This is a genomic window from Mycobacterium mantenii, from assembly GCF_001667865.1.
Lineage (GTDB): Bacteria > Actinomycetota > Actinomycetes > Mycobacteriales > Mycobacteriaceae > Mycobacterium > Mycobacterium mantenii_A.
This window is the reverse complement of sequence record NZ_LZJP01000116.1, coordinates 59,916-83,554: the sequence shown is the minus strand read 5'-3', so window position 1 is coordinate 83,554 and position 23,639 is coordinate 59,916. Positions and strand designations below refer to the sequence as shown.

Sequence of the window (23,639 nt, the reverse complement as noted above, 5' to 3'; positions counted from 1 at the left end):
CCATGCGTAACGCGCTGGCCACCCTCGGCCAGATGGCTTTGGCGGTGCTGGTCGCGGTCGCCGTCGCGGTGGTATCGCTGATCGCCATCTCCAGGGTGCAGTGGCCGGCCTTTCCGTCCTCCAATCAACTGCACGCGCTGACCACCGTCGGGCAGGTCGGCTGCCTGGCCGGACTGGTTGCCGTCGGCTGGGTGTGGCGGCGCTGCTCGCGCCCCCGCGGCCGGCTGTTGACCCAACTGGCCGGGCTGGTCTTCGTTTCCGCGTTCACCGTCGTGACGCTGGGCATGCCGCTGGGGGCGACCAAGCTGTATCTGTTCGGCATCTCCGTCGATCAGCAGTTCCGCACCGAGTACCTGACGCGCCTCGCCGACAGCCCCGCCCTGCGCGACATGACCTACATCGGGCTGCCGCCGTATTACCCGCCCGGCTGGTTCTGGATCGGCGGCCGCGCCGCGGCGCTCAGCGGAACACCGGCCTGGGAGATCTTCAAGCCGTGGGCCATCACCTCGATCACGATCGCGGTCGCGGTCGCGCTGGTGCTCTGGTCGCGGATGGTCCGGTTCGAATACGCGCTGATCGTCACTACCGCGACGGCCGCGGTGACACTGGCTTACGGCTCTCCGGAGCCGTACTCGGCGATGATCACCGTCTTGCTGCCGCCGATGCTGGTGCTGACCTGGTCGGGTCTGCGCGCCGGTGACCGCCCGGACGCCCCGGCCGGCGCGGGCTGGGGGGCGGTGATCGCCGCCGGGATATTCCTGGGCTGGACGGCCACCTGGTACACCCTGCTGTTCGGGTTCAGCGCGTTCGCGGTCGGACTGATGGCCCTGTGGCTGGCCGGCGTGCGCTGGCTCAGCAACAGGACAGACGGCGGCGGCAGGGCCGCCCTCGATCCGCTGCGGCGGTTGGCCGTCATCGCCGGCATCGCCGTGGTGATCGCGTGCACGACCTGGCTTCCGTTCGTCGTGCGTGCGGTCCACAGCCCGGTCAGCAACTCGGGGAGCGCCATGCACTACCTGCCGGCCGACGGCGCCCAGTTGACCTTCCCGATGCTGCAGTTCACGCTGCTGGGCGTCGTCTGCCTGATCGGCACCCTGTGGCTGGTGGTGCGGGCCGGCTCCTCGGTGCGGGCGGGCGGCCTGGCCATCGGCGTGCTGGCGATCTACCTGTGGTCGCTGCTGTCGATGCTCACCACGCTGGCGCGCACCACCTTGTTGTCGTTTCGGCTGCAGCCGACCCTGAGCGTGTTGCTGGTCGCCGCCGGGGCGTTCGGCTTCGTCGAGGTGGTGCGGGCGTTGTCCGCCCGGGGGCGGGCGGTGCTCCCGGTGGCCGGGGCCGTCGGCCTGGCCGCCGCGATCGCGTTCAGTCAGGACATCCCCGACGTGCTGCGGCCCGACCTCACCATCGCCTACACCGACACCGACGGTCACGGGCAGCGCGGCGACCGGCGACCGCCCAGCGCCGAGAAGTTCTACACCACGATCGATCACGCGATCACGCAGGTAACGGGCAAGCCCCGGGATCAGACAGTCGTGATGACGGCCGACTACAGCTTCCTGTCCTTCTATCCGTACTGGGGATTTCAGGGGCTCACGTCGCACTACGCCAACCCGCTCGCACAGTTCGACCTGCGCGCCGCGCAGATCAACAAGTGGTCCAACCTCAAGACCGCCGACGAGCTGATCCACGCCCTGGACACCTGCCCCTGGCCGCCGCCGACGGTCTTCCTCATGCGCCGCGGCGCAAACGGCAACTACACCCTGCGGCTGGCCGAGGACGTGTACCCCAACCAGCCCAACGTGCGGCGGTATACCGTCGATCTGCGCGGCGCCCTGTTCGACAATCCGCGTTTCGTCGTCCAAAGCGTCGGCCCATTTGTGCTGGCCATCCGCAAGCCCGGGACCTAACTGCTGATGAGCACCGACACCAAGCCTCAAACGGGGCCTCAAACGGCCGAAGAACTACCATCTAGCTCCGTGAACGACACGGGAGCGAATCACCGGATCGCCCGGCTGGTCGCTTCCGTCGCCGGGCTGCTCGGGGTGCTGCTGGCGATCGCCACCCCACTGCTTCCGGTCGACCAGACCACCGCCCAACTGAACTGGCCGCAGAACGGCACCTTCGGCAGCGTCGACGCACCGCTGATCGGCTATGTCGCCACCGATCTGACCATCACCGTCCCGTGCCAGGCCGCCGCCGGATTGACCGGAGGAGGCAACGCCGGCAAGACGGTGCTGTTGTCGACCGTGCCCAAACAGGCTCCGAAGGCCGTCGACCGGGGACTGCTGATCGTGCGCGCCAACAACGACCTGGTGCTGGTGGTGCGCAACGTCCCGGTGGTCACCGCCCCGTTGAACCAGGTGCTCAGTCCGGCCTGCCAGCGGTTGACCTTCACCGCGCACGCGGACCGGGTCACCGCCGAGTTCGTCGGACTCACTCAGGGACCCAACGCCGAGCATCCCGGCGCGCCGCTGCGCGGCGAGAAGAGCGGCTACGACTTCCGGCCCCAGATCGTCGGCGTCTTCACCGATCTCAGCGGACCGGCCCCGTCCGGCCTGAGCTTCTCGGCGACCATCGACACCCGCTACAGCAGCAGCCCCACCCCGCTGAAGATGGCCGCGATGATCCTCGGGCTGGTGATGACCGCCGCCGCCCTGATCGCGCTGCACATCCTCGACACCGCCGACGGAACCCGGCACCGCCGCTTCCTGCCCGCCCGCTGGTGGTCGATCGGCGGCCTGGACGCCCTGGTCATCGGCGTGCTGGTGTGGTGGCACTTCGTCGGCGCCAACACCTCCGACGACGGCTACATCCTGACCATGGCCCGCGTGTCCGAGCACGCCGGCTACATGGCCAACTACTACCGCTGGTTCGGCACGCCGGAGGCGCCGTTCGGCTGGTACTACGACCTGCTGGCGCTGTGGGCCCACGTGAGCACCACCAGCGTCTGGATGCGGCTGCCCACCCTGGTGATGGCGCTGACGTGCTGGTGGGTGATCAGCCGGGAGGTCATGCCGCGGCTGGGGCATGCGGTCAAACAGAACCGCGCCGCGGCCTGGACCGCGGCCGGCATGTTCCTGGCCGTCTGGCTACCGCTGGACAACGGCCTGCGTCCCGAGCCGATCATCGCCCTGGGCATCCTGCTCACCTGGTGCTCGGTGGAACGCGCGGTGGCCACCAGCCGGCTGCTTCCGGTGGCCATCGCCTGCATCATCGGTGCGCTGACCCTGTTCTCCGGGCCGACGGGCATCGCCTCGATCGGCGCGCTGCTGGTCGCGATCGGGCCGCTGCGGACCATCCTGCACCGCCGCTCCAAACGCTTCGGGGCGCTGCCGCTGATCGCGCCCCTGCTGGCCGCCGTCACCGTCACCGCGATCCTGATCTTCCGCGACCAGACGCTGGCCGGTGAGATCCAGGCCACCATGCTCAAACGCGCCGTGGGGCCCAGCCTCAGTTGGTTCGACGAACACATCCGCTACGAGCGGCTGTTCATGGCCAGCCCCGACGGGTCGGTCGCCCGTCGCTTCGCCGTGCTGGCGCTGGTTCTCGCGCTCGCGGTCACGGTCGCAATGTCGTTGCGCAAGGGCCGGATTCCGGGCACCGCCGCCGGGCCGAGCCGGCGCATCGTCGGGATCACCATCATCTCCTTCGTCGCGATGATGTTCACGCCCACCAAATGGACCCACCACTTCGGGGTGTTCGCCGGACTGGCCGGCCCGCTGGGTGCGCTGGCCGCGGTGGCGGTGACCTCCGTGGCGATGCGATCCCGGCGCAATCGCACCGTGTACGCCGCCGTGGTGCTGTTTTTGGTGGCATTGTCGTTCGCCAGTGTCAACGGCTGGTGGTACGTATCGAATTTCGGTGTGCCGTGGTCGAATCAGTTCCCGGCCTGGCATTACGCCTTCGCCACCGCGCTGCTCGGTGCGACGGTGGTGGTGCTGCTGCTGGCGGCCTGGTTCCACTTCGTCGCCCCGGACAACGGGCCGCCCAGGACCCGACTGGGAGCCCGGGCGGCCGGAATCGTGCAGTCCCCCTTGGCAATCGCGACCTGGGTGCTGGTGGTGTTCGAGGTGGCGTCGCTGACCCTGGCGATGACCGACCAGTACCCGGGGTGGTCGGTGGGCCGCTCCAACCTGCAGGCCCTGACCGGAAAGTCGTGCGGACTGGCCGAGGACGTGCTGGTGGAGCAGGATCCCAACGCCGGAATGCTGACGCCGGTGAGCGCGTCGGCGGGCCCTGAAGTAGCCCAAGCCCTGGGCGCGGGCTTATCAGAAGCCTTCACGCCCAACGGGATTCCTGCCGACGTGCGGGCCGACCCGGTGATGGAACGTCCGGGTGATCGCAGCTTCGTCAACGACGAGGAGAAGACCGGCAGCAACCAGGCCGGCACCGAGGGCGGCACCACACCCGCGCCGGGGATCAACGGTTCGTCGGCCCAGCTGCCCTTCGGTCTCGACCCCGCACGCACACCGGTGCTCGGCAGCTGGCGCTCCGGTATCCAGGTGCCCGCGCACCTGCGGTCCAGCTGGTACCGACTGCCCGCCCGCGACAAGGCGGGGCCACTGCTGGTCGTGAGTGCGGCCGGGCGTTTCGACCCCCGCGAGGTCCAGGTGCAGTGGGCCACCGACGAGCAGGCGGCCGGCGGGCACGCGAGCGGTTCGTTCCAATTCGCGGACGTGGGGGCATCCCCGGCCTGGCGCAACCTGCGGTTGCCGATGTCGGCAATTCCTAACTCCGCCACCCAGATTCGGTTGGTCGCCGATGACGAGGACCTGGCCCCGCAGCACTGGATCGCGCTGACCCCGCCGCGGATGCCGCAGCTGCGCACGCTGCAGGACGTGGTCGGCTCCGCCGATCCGGTGTTCTTGGACTGGCTCGTCGGGCTGGCCTTCCCCTGCCAGCGACCGTTCGGTCATCAGAACGGGCTCGACGAGACCCCACGCTGGCGCATCCTGCCCGACCGCTTCGGTGCCGAGGCCAACTCGCCGGTGATGGACAACAACGGCGGTGGGCCGCTGGGTGTCACCGAGTTGCTGGTGAAGGCGACCACCGTGGCCACCTACCTCAAGGACGACTGGTCGCGCGATTGGGGTTCGCTGCAACGGTTGACGCCCTACTACCCCGACGCCGAACCCGCCCGCCTGCTGCTGGGGACGGCGACGCGCAGCGGGCTGTGGAATCCGGCACCGTTGCGTAAAACCTAGGCGCACAACGCGTTCTGGTCCACTTCCGACCGGCGTCAGATCACGGCGGGGCGGCGTTGAACGGGTGCGTCAGGGTCCGGCCCCGGTTCAGGAAGTTGGCGGTGTGGATTCTCGCGGCACCGGGTCGCCCCGCGAAGCAACCCTTGAGGCCCGACGTCGATCGGGCTAAATTACGGTTCGTGGGGGCATCCGACCTGATGACCATGGCGCGCGACGAGCGGGCCGACCTCGCGGAATTCCTGGCCACCCTGACACCGCAGGACTGGGAGGCGTCCACCCTGTGCACCCGGTGGAACGTGAAAGACGTTGTCGCGCATGTGATCAGCTATGAGGAGCTTGGTGCGCTGGGGCTGCTGAAGCGGTTCGCCAAGGGCTGGATCGTGCGGGCCAACCAGGTGGGTGTCAACGAATTCGCGGCCCTGACCCCGCAGCAGCTACTGGAATTGCTGCGCAGCCATCTCCAACCACGTGGATTGACAGCAGGTTTCGGCGGCATGATCGCGCTCATCGACGGCACGATCCATCACCAGGACATCCGCCGCGCGCTGGGCCGGCCACGTGAGGTGCCGTCCGATCGACTCGAGCGCATCCTTCCCCTGGTGCCCAGTAATCCCCGGCTCGGTGCGGGGCGCCGGATCAGGGGTTTGCGGCTGCGCGCCACCGACGTCGAGTGGACACACGGCGACGGGCCCGAGGTGACCGGCCCCGGCGAGGCGCTGCTTTTGGCGATGACCGGACGTCCGGCCGCCCTGGCCGACCTCGATGGCCCGGGGCTCGACACCCTGGCGGCTCGGGTCCGCAACTAGCGTTCAAGCGGGCGCGGATTTTCAAGTCGAACTCGGAACCGCCCGCTTGCCCGGCCGTTCGGGTTGTCCGGGGCTCAGCGGCTCTTGGTGCAGGATGCGTTGCTGCAGCGCGTTGACCGTGGGCCCGACTCGTCTTCGGGCCCGCTGCGCGGCCCCGCGTCCTTAGCGGACTAAGCCGCGTCGCTTACGATCGAGCCTCGTGCCCCACGACGGTAAAGAGCGATCGCAGCGGATCCCCCGGTCGGTGGCCGCCATCGCGGGCATCGTGGGTCTCCTGCTGTGCCTGTCTGTCCCGCTGCTTCCGGTCAAGCAGACCACCGCGACGGTGCTGTGGCCCCAAGGCAGCACGGACGGGCACGTCAGCCAGATCACCGCGCCCCTGGTGTCGGGGGCGCCCCGCGCGCTGGACATCTCCATTCCCTGCCCGGCCATCGCCACCCTGCCCGCCGGCGGCGGCCTGGTGGTCTCCACCCTGCCGCCCGGCGGCATGGACGCCGGGAAGAACGGGCTCTTCGTGCGGGCCAACCAGGACGTGGTCGTCGTCGCGTTCCGGGACACCGTGGCCGCGGTCGCACAACGCGCGGCCGTCGCCGCCGGGGCCTGCAGCGTGCTGCACGTCTGGGCCAACGCGGGCGCGACCGGCGCCGACTTCGTCGGCATACCCGGCGCCTCCGGTGTCCTGTCGCCGGAAAAGAAGCCGCAGGTCGGCGGCGTCTTCACCGACTTGAAGGTACCCGCGGGGCCGGGGCTGTCGGCCCGCATCGACATCGACACCCGATTCATCACCGCGCCCACGGTCATCAAGGAGATCGTGATGGTCCTGGGCGCCCTGGCCGTCCTGACGGCCATCGTTGCGCTCGCGGTGCTGGACCGCCGGAGCCGGGGCGGCAGCACGCTGCTCAACTGGCGCTCCCCCATCGCCTGGCTGTCCCGGTACCGCCCCGGCACGCACCTGGCCAACTGGCGCCGGGTCGGTGTCGCGACGTGGATCGCCGACGCCGGGGTGATCGCCACCCTGCTGCTGTGGCACGTCATCGGCGCCACCTCGTCGGACGACGGCTACAACCTGACCATCGCCCGCGTCGCCCCCGGCGCGGGCTACATCGCCGACTACTACCGCTACTTCGGCACCACGGACGCACCCTTCGACTGGTATCTGGGGCTGCTGGCCAAGATGGCCTCGGTGAGCACAGCCGGCGTGTGGATGCGACTGCCCGCCACGATCGCCGCAATCGCGTGCTGGCTGATCATCAGCCATTGGGTGCTGCGCCGGCTGGGGCCGGGCCGCGGCGGCCTGGCGGCCAACCGGGTAGCGGTCTTCACCGCGGGCGCGGTGTTCGTGGCGGCGTGGCTGCCGTTCAACAACGGGTTGCGACCCGAGCCGCTGATCGCGCTCGGCGTGCTGGTCACCTGGATGCTGGTCGAGCGGGCGATCGCGCTGCGGCGGCTGGCCCCGGCGGCGGTGGCCATCATCGTGGCGCTGCTCAGCGCGACCCTGGCACCGCAGGGGCTGATCGCCGTCGCCGCGCTGCTGACCGGCGCGCGGGCCGTCGCCCAGACGATCCGGCGCCGCCGGGCGACCGACGGGCTGTCCCCCGCAAGCGGGAGGTACCCCCAGGCACCAGAGCTGGCGGTGCTGGCCGCCTCGGCGTCGCTGATCCTCGTGGTGGTGTTCCGCAGCCAGACCCTGGCCACGGTCGGCGAGTCCGCCCGGATCAAGTACAAGGTCGGCCCGACCATCGCCTGGTACCAGGATTGGCTGCGCTACTACTTCCTCACCGTGGAATCCAACCCCGACGGATCGATGGCGCGGCGATTCGCCGTGCTGGTGCTGCTGCTGTGCATGTTCGGGATGCTGGTCACCCTGCTGCGCCGCGGCCGGATCCCGGGCGTGGCCAGCGGCCCGGCCTGGCGGTTGATCGGCACCACCGCGGTCGGCCTGCTGCTGTTGACGTTCACGCCGACGAAGTGGGCGGTCCAGTTCGGCGCGTTCGCCGGGCTCGCCGGGGCGCTGGGCGCGGTCACCGCGTTCGCCCTGTCCCGGATCGGCCTGCACAACCGCCGCAACCTGACGCTGTACGTCACGGCCCTGCTGTTCGTGCTGGCGGTGGCGACCTCCGGCGTCAACGGCTGGTTCTACGTCGGCAACTACGGGGTGCCGTGGTACGACATCCAGCCGGTCATCGCCAGCCACCCGGTGACCTCGATGTTCTTGGCGCTGTCGATCGTCACCGGCCTGCTGGCCGCTTGGCAGCACTTCCGGATGGACTACGCCGGGCACACCGAGGTCAAGGACAACCGGCGCAACCGGGTGCTGGCGTCGACGCCGCTGCTGGTGGTCGCGACCATCATGGTCGTCGGCGAAGTGGCCTCGCTGACCAAGGGCGCGGTGTTCCGCTACCCGCTCTACACGACCGGCAAGGCCAACCTCGCCGCCATCAGTTCGGGACTGTCGCCCACCAGCTGCGCCATGGCCGATGACGTGCTGACCGAGCCCGACCCCAACGCGGGGATGCTGCAGCCGGCGCCCGGGCAGACGTTCGGCCCGGACGGCCCGCTGGGCGGCAACAACCCGGTCGGGTTCAAACCCGACGGCGTCGGCGACGACCTGAGGTCGTACCCGGTGGTCACCAAGCCGGGCGTGGTGAATTCCGACGCGTCGCCGAACAAGCCCAACGCCGCCATGAGTGACTCCGCGGGCACGGCCGGGGGTAAGGGCCCCGTCGGCATCAACGGCTCGAACATCGCGCTGCCGTTCGGGCTCGACCCGGCCCGGACCCCGGTGATGGGCAGCTACGGCGAAAACTCGCTGGCCGCCACCGCCACCTCGGCCTGGTACCAGCTGCCGCCGCGCACCGGCGACCGACCGATCGTCGTCGTGTCGGCGTCCGGCGCCATCTGGTCTTACAAAGAGGACGGCACCTTCACCTACGGCCAGTCGCTGAAGTTGCAGTGGGGCGTCACCCGCCCAGACGGCACCACCCAGCCGCTCGCGGAGGTGCAGCCGATCGACATCGGGCCGGAGCCGGCGTGGCGCAATCTGCGGTTCCCGCTGACCTGGGCGCCGCCCGAGGCGAACGTCGCGCGCATCGTCGCCTACGACCCGAACCTGAGTTCGGACCAGTGGTTCGCGTTCACGCCGCCGCGAGTTCCGGTGCTGCAGACCCTGCAGCAATTGATGGGATCGCGGACACCGGTGCTGATGGACATCGCGACCGCCGCGAACTTCCCGTGCCAGCGGCCGTTCTCCGAACACCTCGGCGTCGCCGAACTCCCGGAGTACCGGATTTTGCCCGACCACAAACAAACGGCGTCGTCGTCGAACGGGTGGCAGGCCGGCGAGGCCGGCGGGCCGTTCCTGTTCCTGCAGACGATGCTGCGCACCTCGACGGTCGCGACGTATCTGCGCGGCGACTGGTATCGCGACTGGGGATCCGTGGAGCAGTACTTCCGGTTGGTGCCGGCTGATCAGGCGCCGGACGCCGTAATCGAACAGGGTGTGATGACAGTGCACGGCTGGAGCCGGCAGGGACCGATTCGGGCACTCCCATGAGCGATCGCAAGGGCGGCGAAGCCGGGCGCAGCGGGTCGCGAACCGACCAGCAAATGAGCGTCACGACCGTCGACAGCCGCGAAGACAAGGCGACCCCCCGTCAGAACGTGCGCGCGACGCGGTGGGTCGCGACGATCGCCGGGCTGATCGGCTTCATCCTGTCGGTCGCGACGCCGCTGCTGCCCGTCGTGCAGACCACCGCGACGCTGAATTGGCCGCAGAATGGCCAGCTGAACAGCGTTACCGCGCCGCTGATTTCGCTGACCCCGGTCGACGTGCACGTGACGGTGCCGTGCTCGGTGGTGCGTGCCCTGCCACCGGAGGGCGGGGTCGTGCTCAGCACCGCACCCAAGAAGGGCAAGGACGCCGCGCTCAACGCGTTGTTCGTGGTCGTCAACGGCAAGCGCGTCGACGTCACCGACCGCAACGTGGTGATCGCCAGCGCGGCGCGGGATCAGGTGGCAGGCCCGCAATGTCAGCGCATCGACATCACCTCGACCAAGGGGGGCGCCTACGCCACCTTCGTCGGACTGAACGATCCGGCGGGCAAACCGCTCGGCGGCGGTTTCCCCGATCCGAACCTGCGGCCGCAGATCGTGGGGGTGTTCACCGACCTCAGCGGGCCGGCCCCGGCGGATTTGAAGTTGTCGGCGACCATCGACACCCGGTTCTCCACCACACCGACGACGCTGAAGCTGGTCGCGATGGTGCTGGCGATCGTGTCCACCATCGTCGCGCTGGTCGCGCTGTGGCGCCTCGACCAGTTGGACGGCCACCGGATGCGCCGGCTGATCCCGGCGAACTGGCGCACCTTCACCCTGGCCGACGTCACGGTGATCTCCGGATTCGTGCTGTGGCACGTGATCGGGGCGAACTCCTCGGACGACGGCTACATCCTGGGCATGGCCCGGGTCGCCGACCGCGCCGGCTACATGTCGAACTACTTCCGCTGGTTCGGTAGCCCCGAAGACCCCTTCGGCTGGTACTACAACCTGCTGGCGCTGATGACCCATGTCACCGACGCCAGCCTGTGGATGCGGTTGCCGGACTTGATCGCCGGGATCGTGTGCTGGTTGCTGCTCTCGCGCGAGGTGCTGCCCCGGCTGGGGCCCGCGGTCGCGCGCAGCAAGGCGGCGAATTGGGCGGCGGGCATGGTCCTGCTGACCGCCTGGATGCCGTTCGACAACGGCCTGCGCCCCGAACCGATCATCGCCGTCGGCTCGCTGATCACCTACGTGCTGATCGAGCGCTCCATGCGCTACAGCCGGCTGACGCCCGCGGCGCTGGCGGTCATCACCGCGGCCTTCACGCTCGGCGTCCAGCCCACCGGGCTGATCGCCGTCGCCGCATTGATCGCCGGTGGACGCCCGATCCTGCGCATCCTGGTCCGCCGGCACCGCCTGGTCGGCACCTGGCCGCTGGTGGCACCGATGCTGGCCGCCGGCACGGTGATCCTGACCGTGGTGTTCGCCGATCAGACGCTGTCAACGGTGTTGGAAGCCACCAGGATTCGCACCTCGATCGGCCCCAGTCAGGCCTGGTACACCGAGAACCTGCGCTACTACTACCTGATTCTTCCCACCGTCGACGGGTCGCTGTCGCGCCGCTTCGGCTTCCTGCTCACCGCGCTGTGCCTCTTCACGGCCGTCTTCATCATGCTGCGGCGCAAGCGGGTTCCCGGTGTGGCGCGCGGGCCGGCCTGGCGGCTGATGGGTGTCATCTTCGGCACCATGTTCTTCCTGATGTTCACCCCCACCAAGTGGGTGCACCACTTCGGCCTGTTCGCCGCGGTGGGCGCGGCGATGGCCGCGCTGACGACGGTGCTGGTGTCGCACGAGATCTTGCGCTGGTCGCGCAACCGCATGGCGTTCCTGGCGGCGTTGTTCTTCGTGCTGGCGCTGTGTTTCGCCACCACGAACGGCTGGTGGTACGTCTCCAGTTACGGCGTTCCGTTCAACAGCTCAATGCCGAAAATCGGCGGAATCACCATCAGCACAATCTTTTTCGCGTTCTTCGCGATTACCGCGCTGTGGGCGGTGTATCTGCACTTCGCGTCCAGGTCCCGCGGCGAAGGACGGCTGGCGCGGGTGCTGACGGCGGCTCCCATCCCCGTTGCGGCCGGCTTCATGGCGCTCGTGTTCATCGCGTCGATGGTGGCCGGCATCGTTCGCCAGTACCCCACCTACTCGAATGCCTGGGACAACCTGCGAGAGTTCAGCGGCGGTTGCGGGCTGGCCGACGACGTGCTCGTCGAGCCGGACAGCAACGTCGGCTTTATGGCGCCCCTGCCGGACAACTTCGGCGCCCTGGGCCCGTTGGGCGGCGTCAACCCGACGGGATTCACGCCCAACGGCGTACCGGATCGCACGCTGGCCGAGTCGGTCAAGGAGACGGCGGTACCTCAGCCCGGCACCGACTACGACTGGGACGCCCCGCTCAAGCTGACGACGCCGGGCGTCAACGGGTCGACGGTGCCGTTGCCCTACGGCCTGGACCCCGCGCGGGTCCCGCTGGCCGGCAGCTACACCACCGGTGCGCAACAGCAGAGCCGGCTGACGTCGGCCTGGTATCAGCTGCCGAAGCCCGACGCCGGGCATCCGCTGGTGGTGGTGACCGCCGCGGGCACGATCGCCGGCAACAGCATCCTGCACCACCACACCAATGGGCAGACCGTGGAACTGGAATTCGGCAGGCCCGGACCCGACGGCTCCATGCGGCCGGCCGGCCGGCTGGCGCCCTACGACCTGTACGGCGAGCAACCCAAGGTGTGGCGGAACCTGCGCTTCGCCCGCTCGGCGATGCCCACCGACGCGGTCGCGGTGCGGGTGGTCGCCGAGGACCTGTCGCTGACACCGGACGACTGGATCGCGCTGACCCCGCCGCGGGTGCCTGAGCTGCGCTCCCTGCAGGAGTACATCGGTTCCAAGCGGCCGGTGCTGATGGACTGGGCGGTCGGGCTGGCGTTCCCCTGCCAACAGCCGATGCTGCACGTCAACGGCGTCACCGAGATCCCGCAGTTCCGCATCACCCCGGATTACAACGCCAAGAAGCAGGACACCGACACCTGGCAGGACGGCGTCAACGGCGGCCTGCTGGGCATCACCGACCTGTTGCTGCGGGCCCACGTGATGTCGACGTACCTGTCCCACGACTGGGGCCGCGACTGGGGATCACTGCGCAAGTTCGACACCATCGCCGACGCGCAGCCGGCGCAGCTCGACCTGGGCACCGCCACCCGCACCGGATGGTGGTCGCCCGGGCCGATCCGCATCAAGCCTTAGGCGATAAACACGGCGTCGCGAAATGGAATTGCGCCGTCATTATTCACCGGTCGAATAACGCAATGAATTAACGGTGGAGTAATTACCTGTCAGAGGTTTAATTCCGCCAATTTCGGGTCAATACTCTTTTCGCTGTGATCCAGTTCACACGACGGAAAAGGGTGGCCCCATGCACACGCTGACACGCCTGGGAACCTGCACGGCCGCGATCACGGTGCTGATCGCCCCGGCCGCGACTTCGGCCATCGGCACGGCCGCCGCCGAGGGTGGCGGCACCACCGTCGTCTTCGACAACTACTTGCGGCGTTGCGATTTCAGCAAGGTCAGCATCGCGCCCAAGGTGCCCAGCCCGATGCTCGGCACCGGTTCGGCCGTCGTGCGCACGAGCGGATCCCGGGCCGTCGCCGACGTGCATCTGGTCGACGGGCCCGAGCCGGGCATGCATTTCGACGTCGGCCTCATCGAAGAACCGCGCCCCTCGTCGTCGACCTGTGGGCCCGGGGATCCGGGAACCGCGTTTACCGGCATGGTCCTCGACGGCGCCGGAAACGGAACTGCGACCGTGGCCGACGCCATTGCGCCGGGCACGACCGGTGTTTGGGTGATTATCGAACGGGCGAATGCAAACTCGCAGAATCCGGCGGAGTTCTATACCTCTGAGTTCGTGGTACCCGTCAAGTCCTGACCCCCCGCCCGCACGCCGCCGCCGCCCGCTGCGGACAAAGCGGGGACTTCCGGCCCTGTTTTGGCGCTCGCGTCGGATGATGCGATGGGTTTCTCGGAAGAACGTGAAGGGCAGCAGTGTCGGTACCACAGAGGAACACAAGCCAGCAGCGAGCCGCGGCGGATGATGCCACCGGCGATATCGAGTCGCTGCGTGCCGATGCCCGCGATGAAATCGACACAACGTCGGCCGTAGCCGAAGCCGCTGCGACGCTGACCCGCGGCTCGGCCATGCTCGTGGTGAAGCGGGGTCCCAACGTCGGGGCGACATTCGTGTTGAACCAGCCGGTCATGAACGCTGGGCGGCATCCCGCCAGCGACATCTTCCTCGACGACATCACGGTCAGCCGCAGGCACGCCGAATTCCGCACCGAGAACGGCGAATTCCGCGTCGTCGATCGCGGCAGCCTGAACGGCACCTACGTCAATCGCGCCGCCGTCGACTCCGCGGTGCTGGCCAACGGCGACGTAGTCCAGATCGGCAATTTCCGGCTGGTTTTCCTCACCGCCCAAGCGCCCTGACCGAGGGGGATTCGTGACCACTGCATCCGGCCGCGGCGCGGACGACGTTCAGGTACGCACCGCCGAATTCGGGTCCGGCGAAACGATTTTCACGCAGGGCGACCCCGGTGATCGCGTGTATCTGATCGTCGAAGGTGCGGTGAAGATCAGTTATCGGGGGTCCGCCGGCCGCAGCAGCCTGCGGGCGATCATCGGCCCCGGGGAGGTTTTCGGCGAGCTGGCGGTGTTCGATCCCGGTCCCCGCGCGTGCACGGCCACGGCGATCACCGATGTGCGGGCGATGTGGCTGGACCGCGCCGCACTGCGCGCACTGATGGCACAACAGCCGGCCGTCGCCGAGCAGCTGCTGCGCACGATGACCCGGCAGGTGCAGCACATCGAACGGCAACTCGTCGAACTGGTTTCCAGCGATGTCACCGCGCGCGTTGCCCGTCAGCTGCTGGTGCTGGGTGAGCGGTTCGGCACCCGCGAGGGCGATGCGCTGCGGCTCGCGCTCGAGCTCAGCCAGGATGAGATGGCCCAACTCGTGGGCGCGGACCGGGTTTCGGTGAACAGGGCGTTGCGCAATTTCGCCACGCGGGGCTGGATCCTGTTGGAAGGCAAGACCGTTGTGATCATCAGCCCCGCGGCGCTGGCCCGGCGCGCCGAGGCGAGCGCCCGATCCGGGCCGGGCCCGAATCGCCGGCGCCGCCCGCTGCGGGCTACTGCCTGACGATCGGCTCGGCGCGTAGCGTCTCACCCATGAGCGACTACGCCGCAGAGGCGGTGGACCGGCTGCCGTTTTCCACCGACGAGAAATCGCAGCGCTACGCGACGGAGAACTACCGCGGAGCCGTCGGGCTCAACTGGTACCTGATCGATCCCACGCTGCAGTTCACCATGGCGTATTACCTGAAGCCCGAGGAACTGCAGCTGGCCGAACGCCACTTGACGCGCATCGGCGAATTGATGGGCGGGCCGGTGGCGCGGTGGGCCGAGGAGACGGATCGCAACCCGCCCCGGCTGCAGCGCTACGACCGGTGGGGTCATGACATCAGCGAGGTGGTCATGCCGACCTCCTTCACGCAATCCAAGCGCGCGGTCCTGGATGCCCAACAGGCGCTGCGCACCGAGGCACGCGAGGCGAAGATGAGCTCGTCGCTCACCATGTTCGCCTCGAATTATCTGCTCAACCAAGCCGATATCGGGATGGGTTGCGCATTGGGCACCGGCGGCGGCATGGTCCAGTCGCTGGTGGCCGCGTACGCACCGCCGGATGTGGCCGAGCATGTGCTGGCCAAATTCGCCTCCGGGGAGTGGGCCGGCGAGACGGCGCAGCTGTTGACCGAGCGCACGGGCGGCTCCGATCTGGGAGCGCTGGAGACCACAGCCACGCGGCATGGTGACGCGTGGTTGTTGAACGGCTTCAAGTGGTTTGCGTCCAACTGCGCCGGGGAGGCGTTCGTCGTCCTGGCCAAACCCGAAGGCGCACCGGACTCTTCGCGGGGCGTCGCCAACTTTTTGGTGCTGCGCACCCGCCGCGACGGCTCGCGCAACGGGGTGCGGGTCCGGCGGCTCAAGGACAAGCTCGGCACCCGCTCGGTGGCCTCGGGCGAGGTCGAATTCGTCGACGCCGAGGCGTTTCTGCTGTCCGGCGAGCCCACCGACGCCGCCGCGGGACCGTCGGACGGCAAGGGGCTGGGACGCATGATGGAGCTGACCAACGCCGCGCGCCTGGGCATCGCCTTGTTCGCGCTCGGCAATGCGCGTCGCGCGCTGGTCGAATCGGTGTGTTATGCCCGCCAACGCCGGGCCTTCGGCGGCGCGCTCATCGACAAACCTCTGATGCGGCGCAAACTCGCCGAGATGATCGTCGACGTCGAGGCCGCCGCGGCGTTGGTGTTCGACGGCACCGGCGCCACCAACCATCGCCAGCCGCGCGGCATGCGGCAACGCATCGCCGTGCCCGTCACCAAACTCAGGGTGTGCCGGCTGGGGATCACCGCGGCCTCGGATGCGATCGAAATCCACGGCGGCAACGGCTATATCGAGACGTGGCCGGTGGCGCGGCTGCTGCGCGACGCGCAGGTGAACACGATCTGGGAGGGGCCGGACAACATTCTGTGCCTGGATGTGCGACGCGGCATCGAGCAGACCCGCGCGCACGAGTCGCTGCTGGCGCGGTTGCGCGACGCGGTGTCGGTCGCCGACGACGACGAAGCCACCCGGCTGGTCGCCGGCCGGATCGAGGATCTGGAGGCTGCGGTCACGGCGTGGACCAAGCTGGACAGGGAGACGGCCGAGGCGCGGCTGTTCCCGCTGGCGCAATTCATGGGCGACGTCTACGCCGGTGCGCTACTCATCGAGCAGGCCGCCTGGGAGCGGGCCACCCGTGGCGGTGAACGCAAGGGACTCGTCGCCCGGCTGCACGCGCAGCGCTATCTCGCCGATCGAGGGGCGCTGCGCGGCATCGACGCCGACTCCGACGAGGCGCTGGAGCGCTTCGACGAACTGCTCGACGGTGCGCTGCGACTCTAGTCAATTGTGTTGTCCGCGAAAGCGATAGCGGATGCGCTAGCGCTTTGCGAAGTCACCCATTGCCCCGACGGTCGCGACCGCCGCCCGGCACGGCCGACTAGATCGGGATGAGCCCGTGCTTGCGTGCCGTGCGGAACCACAACTGCTTGTCCCGCAACAGCTTCATGGACTTGCGCAGCAGCAGCCGGGTCTCGTGCGGGTCGATGACCGCGTCGATGAATCCGCGTTCGGCGGCGGTCCACGGGATCGCCATGTTGAGGTTGTAGCCCTCGATGAAGTCCTTCTTGATCTGCTGCGCCTCGGGCGTGGTCGGGTCGGGGAACCGCTTCATCAGCAGCTGCGCGGCCCCCTCGGCGCCGATCACCGCGATGCGCGCGGTCGGCCAGGCGAAGTTGAAGTCGGCGGTCAGCTGCCGCGAGCCCATCACCGCGTAGGCGCCGCCGTACGACTTGCGGACCGTGATGGTCACCTTCGGCACGTCGGCCTCGACCACCGAGTAAAGGAACCGGCCGCCGCGCTTGATGATCCCGTTCTTCTCCTGCTCGGCGCCCGGCAGGAAGCCCGGCGTGTCCACCACGAAGACCAGCGGGACGTTGAACGCGTCGCAGAACCGGATGAACCGGGCCGCCTTGTCGGAGGCCTCGTTGTCGATCGACCCGGACAAGTACATGGGCTGGTTGGCGATCACGCCCACCGGGCGTCCGTCGACCCGGGCGAATCCGGTGATGATGGCCGGCCCGTGTTGCGCGGCGACGTCGAGGAAGTCGCCGTCGTCGAAGATCCGCAGCAGGATCTCGTGCATGTCGTAGGCCATGTTGTCCGAGTCCGGCACGATCGAGTCGAGCTCCAGATCGGTCGGGGTGGTCTCCGGCTCGAGGCCGGGGTTGACGATCGGCGGCTCGCTGACCGCGCTCGACGGCAGGAACGACAGGAAGTCGCGCACGTACTGGAACGCCTCGGCCTCGGAGTCGACCACCTGGTGGATGTTGCCGTTGCGGGCCTGGGCGTCGGAGCCGCCGAGCTCGTCGAGGGTGACGTCTTCGCCGGTAACCTCTCGGATCACATCGGGCCCGGTGACGAAGAAGTACCCCTGGTCACGCACCGAGACCAGCAGGTCGTCCTGGATCGGCGAATACACCGCTCCCCCAGCGCATTTCCCGAAGATAAGGGAGATCTGCGGCACCAGCCCGGACAGCGCCTCGTGGCGGCGGCCCAGCTCGGCGTACCACGCCAGCGAGGTAACCGCGTCCTGGATGCGGGCACCACCGGAGTCCTGGATGCCGATGATCGGGCAGCCGACCATGGCGCACCATTCCATCAGCCTGGCCACCTTGCGGCCGAACATCTCACCGACGGTGCCCTGGAACACCGTCTGGTCGTGGGAGAACACCCCGACCGGCCGGCCGTCGATCATGGCGTGGCCGGTGACGCACCCGTCGCCGTAGAGCGCGTTCGGGTCGTTCGGCGTCTTGGCCAGCGCCCCGGTCTCCAGGAAGGTGCCCGGATCGACCAGCGCGTGCACCCGGGCGCGCGCGCTCGGGATGCCCTTCTTGTCGCGCTTGGCGACGGCCTTCTCGCCGCCGGGCTCTTTGGCCAGTTCCAGGCGAGCGTAGAGCTCGGCCAGCTTCTCGGCGGTGGTGTGCTGAATGGGAGCTGCCCCCGAAGCTGGCACGGTCTCCGTCACTACTTGCCCACCTCACTCGTCTGACTGGTTTCCGCCTCCACCTTATTCAGCACGTCCGCGAGGTGAGCACCCACCTTGCCGATGATCGGTTCGTCGATGGCCTGGATGTGCTCGCCACCGATCGGCACCACCTCGAGGTCGGCCACGTACTCGCCCCAGCCGCCGTCGGGCTTGCGGACCGCATACCGCGGCTCGAACTCGATGACGTCGTCGTGGTAGCGGTCGGCCATGTAAAGGGTGACGTGGCCGTCGTACGGCTCGATCTGGACGGTCTCGAGCGCCCGGTTGTCCAGGTAGGACGTCCGCTGGTGCTCGACGATGCCACCCGGAATCTGCACACCGCTCTGCTGGACGATGTCCAGCACGAACTTGACCTGCCCCTCGTCGTCGAGCTCTTCGAGCTGCTCGTAGGGGATCGCGGGGATCTCGACGTTGAAGGTGCGCTCGGCGAACTTCGCGTACCGGTCCCAGCGCTTGCGGGTCTCCTCCTGGGTCTGCGGAATTTCCTCGCCGGCGCGCACGGTGTCGATCATCCCGACGAAGCGCACATCCGCGCCGACCCGCTTCAGCCCGATCGCGCACGCGTACGCCAGCGCGCCGCCGAGCGACCAGCCGGCCAGGATGAACGGCTTGCCCTCGTTCATCTCCAGCAGCTTCGGCACGTACTGGGCGGCCCGCTCCTGAACGGTGCCCTCCACGCGCTCGAACCCGTACATCGGCGTGTCCGCGGGCAACCGGTTCAACAGCGGCTCGTAGACCACCGTCGAACCGCCGGCCGGATGGAACACGAACACGGGTATCTGCGACTCGTTCTGCGGGGCCCGCAGGGTGCGGACGAAGCCGTCGATCTGACCCGCCTCGAGGTACTGGCGGACCTTTTCGGCCAGCTCCTCGATGGTCTCCGACGACAGGACGTCCTCGGCGCTGATGTCGCCCTCGGCGCGTTCGGCGAGCCGCTGCGCCATCTTGGCCGCGGTGTTCCCGTCGAGCTTGGGCAGCGGGTTGAAGATGCCGCCCGGCGACTTGCCCGTGACGATCGCCCAGGTGGCGAAAGTGACCCGCTCGGCCGCATCACGCGGCGGCACATCGGAGTTCAGCGCCTTGGCCACCGCTTCGGAGCTGAGCGCGCCCGCGAGATCCGGCTTCGCGCCGTTGGTCGCCGCGCCCTTCGGGCCGGACGGATCCGTCGGCGGCGGCGGGATCGGCGCGTCCGACGACGGCGGCGGGGCCGGCTGAGTCTCGGGCTCGGCCTGCGGGTCCGGTGCGGGCGCGGCGGCCGAGGTCGGCGTCGCCCCGCTGAGCAGCTGGGCCTGCTCCCGGGCGATCTCCTCGGGCGTCATTGTCTTCTGGTGCTCGTGCAGCTGTTCGACCTCGTCGCGGTGCTCGACCGCGTACTCGATCAGCTTCTCGACGGCGTACAGGTTGGCGTCGCGCACGGCCGTCAGTTGGATCGGCGGCATGTCGAAGTCGTATTCGACGCGGTTCTTGATCCGCACCGCCATCAGCGAGTCCAGGCCGAGCTCGATCAGCGGCACCTCCCACGGCAGGTCCTCGGGCTCGTAACCCATTGCCGCCGAGACGATCAGGCCCAGCCGCTCGCCGATGGTCTCGCCGGAATCCGGTGTCCACCGGCCCACGCTGGACGGCAGGTAGCGGTTGGTCAGGCTGTCCGACAGCGTCTCGGCGTCGGCCTCCTCGGCCGGCGCCTGGGGAGCCTCGACCGCGGCGGTCGCGGCCGGGGCGGTGATCGTCGCGCCGGCGCCCACCGCGGCCGGCAGTGCGGCGACACTCGAACCGGCCCGCGACACCAGTGCGTCGTACACCAGGGTGAAGGACTCGTCGATGCGGGCGTGCACCTGCACCGAGGCGCCGCCCGGGTGCCGGGTCATCGTCGTCACCAGCCGGGCGCCCGCGCCGGGCACCGCGCGCTGCTCGGACGCCGCCAGCTGTGCATCCGGAAGCACTTGTGTCGCAGCGGATCTCACCAACGCGGCCAAGTCCGTGTCGCCGTTGCGCGGCGCGAACTCCCAGACGTGGCGACCGTCGGGCAGCGCGACGTGGGTGCCCGGCATGATCACCGAGCCGTCGCCGGAGAAGTGCACGTCCAGCCAGTGCTCTTTGCGCTTGAACCGGGTCGGCGGGATGTTCGCAAAATCTTCAGGACCCTGGGCCCGACTGAACAGCGTCCGGATGTCCAGGTCGTGACCGTGGACGTAGAGCTGGGCCATGGCCGAGATCATCGACTCGACGTCGTCCTGCTTGCGGGCCAGCGTCGGAATCAGTTGGGCGTCATGAAGACCCGCGGCGGCGGTGGTGAGGCCGATCTGCATCAGCGCCACCGGGTTGGGCGCGAGCTCCAAGAAGGTGGTGTGCCCGCTGTCGACCGCGTTGCGGACGCCGTGGGTGAAGTACACCGAATGCCGCATGCCCTTGACCCAGTAGGCGACATCGTGGATCGGCTCGCCGCCGGGCTTGATATAGGTGCCCTCGTGCACGGTCGAGAAGATGCCGACGTTCGGGCTCAGCGGGTGGATCCCCTGCAGCTCGGCGGAGAACTCACCGAGCAGCGGATCCATCTGCGAGGTGTGGCCGGCGCCCTTGGTCTGCAGCTTGCGGGCGAACCGGCCCTCCGCCTCCGCCCGGGCGACGATCGCATCGATCTGCTCGGGGGGGCCGCCGATAACGGTCTGGCTGGGTGCGGCGTAGACGCACACCTCCAGGCCGGGGAAGTCGGCGAACACGGTGTTGAGCTCGTCGGCGGAGTACTCGACGAGCGCCATGAACCGGATGTACTCGCCGAACAACATCGCCTCGCCCTCGCCCATCAGGTGCGAGCGTGAGGCGATCACGCGGGCCGCATCCGCCAGCGACAGGCCTCCGGCGAAGTAGGCCGATGCGGGCTCGCCGAGCGACTGGCCAACCACCGCAGCGGGTTTGGCGCCGTGGTGTTTGAGCAACTCGCCCAGGGCGATCTGGATCGCGAAGATGACGACGTTGCTGGTCTCGATGCCGTAGTCCTGCGAGTCGTCGAGGATCAGCTCGAGAATCGAGTAGCCCCGCTCGTCCTGGATCAGCGCGTCGACCTTCTCGATCCACTCGGCGAAGACCTCGTTGCGCAGGTACAGGCTCTTGCCCATTTTGCGGTGCTGCGCACCGAATCCGGCCATCGCCCAGACCGGCCCGCTGGTCACCGGCCCGTCGGTGCTGAATACGCCTGCCCGCTGCTTGCCCTCTGCGATCGCCCGCAGACCCTTGACGGCCTCGTCGTGGTCGTGGGCCAGCACCACCGCGCGCGAACGGCCGTGGTTGCGCCGCGACAGCGCCCGGCCGATCGACTCCAGCGACGACGCCTGGCCTTCCGGACTTTCCATCCAGTCCGCGAGCTCGGCGGCCGCGGCCCTCTTGCGCGACGTCAGGAACGCCGACACCGCGAGCGGGATCAGCGGCTTGGTCGGCTCCGACTCCTCTTGCGCGGCAAGCTCTTCCAGCGCGATCTCCTTGAGGCGCAGCGCCTCGTCGGTCACGCCCGGCAGCTCGTATTCTTCCTCCTCCACCTCGGAGGCGTCGGGGATGATGTTGCCGAAGTCGTCGAATCGCAGCGAATGGCTTTCCAGCGTGGGGGCCTCGGCCGCTTCGGCGGCCGGCGCGGCGGCGACAGGCTGCGGCTCGGCTTCGCGCTCGATGACGTCGCGCGGCAGGGTCTCCCGCACCACCAGGTGCGCGTTGGCCCCACCGAAGCCGAAGCTGGACACCCCGGCCAGCGCGTAGCCGCCGTAGCGCGGCCAATCGCTTGCGCTGTCAATGACTTTCAAGCGCATGCCGTCGAAGTCGATGTAGGGGCTCGGGCCGGCGAAGTTGATCGACGGTGGCAGCTTGTCGTGCTGCAGCGCGAGCACGACCTTGGCCAGGCTCGCCGCTCCGGCGGCCGACTCCAGGTGTCCCACATTCGTTTTCACCGCACCCAGCAACGCCGGACGATCGGCGGGCCGGCCGCGGCCGACGACCCGGCCCAGCGCCTCGGCCTCGATCGGGTCACCCAGGACGGTGCCGGTGCCGTGCGCCTCGATGTAGTCCACCGTGCGCGGATCGATGCCGGCGTCCTTGTAGGCCCGGCGCAGCACCTCGGCCTGGGCGTCCTGGTTGGGGGCGATCAGCCCGTTGGACCGGCCGTCGTGGTTGACCGCGCTGCCGGCGATGACGGCCAGGATCTGGTCGCCGTCGCGGCGGGCGTCGTCGACCCGCTTGAGCACGAACATGCCGCCGCCCTCGGAGCGGGTGTAGCCGTCGGCGTCCGACGAGAACGACTTGATGCGGCCGTCGGGGGACAGCACCGCGCCGATCTCGTCGAAACCGAGCGTCACCAGCGGGGTGAGCAGCGCGTTGACACCACCGGCCACCGCCACGTCGCATTCGCCATTGCGCAGCGCCTGCACCGCCTGGTGCGTCGCCACCAGCGAACTCGAGCAGGCGGTGTCCAGCGCCACCGACGGGCCGCGGAAGTCGTAGAAGTAGGACACCCGGTTGGCGATGATCGAGCTGGCGGTGCCGGTGATCGCGTAGGGGTGCGCGACCGTCGGGTCGGACACCGCCAGGAATTGGTAGTCGTTGTTGGAGAAGCCGACATACACGCCGACGGCCTCGCCGCGCAGGCTCGACGCCGGGATCCGGGCGTGCTCGAGCGCCTCCCAGGTCAGCTCGAGCGCCATCCGCTGCTGCGGGTCGATGTTGTCGGCCTCGGTCTTGGCGACCGCGAAGAACTCGGAGTCGAAACCCTTGATGTCCTTCAGGTAGCCGCCGCGGGTGCGGGCGGTGCCGACGCGTTGGGCGATGCGCGGCTCCTCGAGGAATTCCGACCACCGGCCCTCGGGCAGATCGGTGATGGCGTCGCGGCCCTCCATCAGCGCCGCCCAGGTCTCGTCCGGGGAATTCATGTCGCCGGGAAGGCGGGTCGACAGGCCCACGATCGCGATGTCGACGCGCTCGGCCGGGCCGGTGCGGGTCCAGTCGGCCCCGTCGAGCTCGTCATCGGCGACCTCGGGCTCACCCTCGATGATGCGGGTCGCCAGCGATTCGATGGTCGGGTGCTGGAAGGCGACCGCGACCGACAGGGTCACACCGGTCATGTCCTCGATGTCGGCGGCCATCGCCACGGCATCCCGCGACGCCAGGCCCAGTTCGACCATCGGCACCGACTCGTCGATGTCGTCGGGTGATTTACCGACGGCCCGGCCGACCCAGTTGCGCAGCCACTGGCGCATCTCGGGGACGGTTGTTGGGCGCCGCTTCTCCTCATCGCTGCGCTCTGCATCGTCGCCGGCGCGCATGTCCGTTTTCTTGGCGGGCACCTCC

The 23,639-nt window shown here is 69.0% G+C and carries 11 protein-coding genes; 9 read left to right on the top strand and 2 right to left on the bottom strand.

The annotated features are described in order from the left end of the window. Positions 1–2: 2 nt before the first annotated feature. The 9 genes from A5688_RS22795 (at position 3) to A5688_RS22755 (ending at position 16,606) form a co-directional block, all read left to right on the top strand. Positions 3–1,907 carry a galactan 5-O-arabinofuranosyltransferase gene (locus A5688_RS22795; protein ID WP_067913096.1) on the top strand — a complete coding sequence of 635 codons (1,905 nt, stop codon included), beginning with the start codon at positions 3–5 and terminating at the stop codon, positions 1,905–1,907. Positions 1,908–1,913: 6 nt separating this feature from the next. Further along, positions 1,914–5,204 (top strand): arabinosyltransferase domain-containing protein, encoded by a 3,291-nt coding sequence (locus A5688_RS22790; protein ID WP_120312584.1) that lies wholly within the window; start codon positions 1,914–1,916, stop codon positions 5,202–5,204. A 197-nt stretch (positions 5,205–5,401) separates the two neighbouring features. Beyond that, a complete protein-coding gene (locus A5688_RS22785) occupies positions 5,402–6,010 on the top strand; it encodes a maleylpyruvate isomerase family mycothiol-dependent enzyme (protein WP_067913155.1) in 609 nt (202 codons plus the stop codon). A gap of 199 nt (positions 6,011–6,209) precedes the next feature. Continuing rightward, positions 6,210–9,563 (top strand): arabinosyltransferase domain-containing protein, encoded by a 3,354-nt coding sequence (locus A5688_RS22780; RefSeq protein WP_067836422.1) that lies wholly within the window; start codon positions 6,210–6,212, stop codon positions 9,561–9,563. A 53-nt stretch (positions 9,564–9,616) separates the two neighbouring features. After that, the gene (locus A5688_RS22775; RefSeq protein WP_067836430.1) at positions 9,617–12,844 is read left to right on the top strand and encodes an arabinosyltransferase domain-containing protein; all 3,228 of its coding nucleotides are present in this window, start codon (positions 9,617–9,619) and stop codon (positions 12,842–12,844) included. Between the two features lie 169 nt (positions 12,845–13,013). Beyond that, positions 13,014–13,529 (top strand): hypothetical protein, encoded by a 516-nt coding sequence (locus A5688_RS22770; protein WP_067913091.1) that lies wholly within the window; start codon positions 13,014–13,016, stop codon positions 13,527–13,529. Between the two features lie 116 nt (positions 13,530–13,645). Continuing rightward, a complete protein-coding gene (locus A5688_RS22765) occupies positions 13,646–14,089 on the top strand; it encodes an FHA domain-containing protein (RefSeq protein WP_067836436.1) in 444 nt (147 codons plus the stop codon). Positions 14,090–14,102: 13 nt separating this feature from the next. Continuing rightward, on the top strand, positions 14,103–14,801 hold the full coding sequence (locus A5688_RS22760) for a Crp/Fnr family transcriptional regulator (protein WP_082951268.1): 699 nt from the start codon (positions 14,103–14,105) through the stop codon (positions 14,799–14,801). A gap of 29 nt (positions 14,802–14,830) precedes the next feature. After that, complete coding sequence (locus A5688_RS22755) at positions 14,831–16,606, top strand: acyl-CoA dehydrogenase family protein (RefSeq protein ID WP_067913088.1); 1,776 nt, start codon at positions 14,831–14,833, stop codon at positions 16,604–16,606. Between the two features lie 97 nt (positions 16,607–16,703). On the opposite strand, the gene A5688_RS22750 is transcribed toward A5688_RS22755, so the two are convergent. Together A5688_RS22750 and pks13 are read right to left on the bottom strand one after the other, a co-directional pair. Continuing rightward, a complete protein-coding gene (locus A5688_RS22750) occupies positions 16,704–18,278 on the bottom strand; it encodes an acyl-CoA carboxylase subunit beta (protein WP_120312406.1) in 1,575 nt (524 codons plus the stop codon). An 11-nt stretch (positions 18,279–18,289) separates the two neighbouring features. Next, entirely contained in the window at positions 18,290–23,614 is a 5,325-nt protein-coding gene (pks13, locus tag A5688_RS22745; RefSeq protein ID WP_082955168.1) for a polyketide synthase Pks13, read from the bottom strand. Positions 23,615–23,639: the final 25 nt, after the last annotated feature.

Bases quoted from the DNA above. Each gene is read 5' to 3' on its own strand.
- A5688_RS22775 (WP_067836430.1), top strand. From the start codon at position 9,617: ATGAGCGTCACGACCGTCGACAGCCGCGAAGACAAGGCGACCCCCCGT.
- A5688_RS22770 (WP_067913091.1), top strand. From the start codon at position 13,014: ATGCACACGCTGACACGCCTGGGAACCTGCACGGCCGCGATCACGGTG.
- pks13 (WP_082955168.1), bottom strand. From the start codon at position 23,614: ATGCGCGCCGGCGACGATGCAGAGCGCAGCGATGAGGAGAAGCGGCGC.
- A5688_RS22790 (WP_120312584.1), top strand. From the start codon at position 1,914: ATGAGCACCGACACCAAGCCTCAAACGGGGCCTCAAACGGCCGAAGAA.
- A5688_RS22785 (WP_067913155.1), top strand. From the start codon at position 5,402: ATGACCATGGCGCGCGACGAGCGGGCCGACCTCGCGGAATTCCTGGCC.
- A5688_RS22795 (WP_067913096.1), top strand. From the start codon at position 3: ATGCGTAACGCGCTGGCCACCCTCGGCCAGATGGCTTTGGCGGTGCTG.
- A5688_RS22755 (WP_067913088.1), top strand. From the start codon at position 14,831: ATGAGCGACTACGCCGCAGAGGCGGTGGACCGGCTGCCGTTTTCCACC.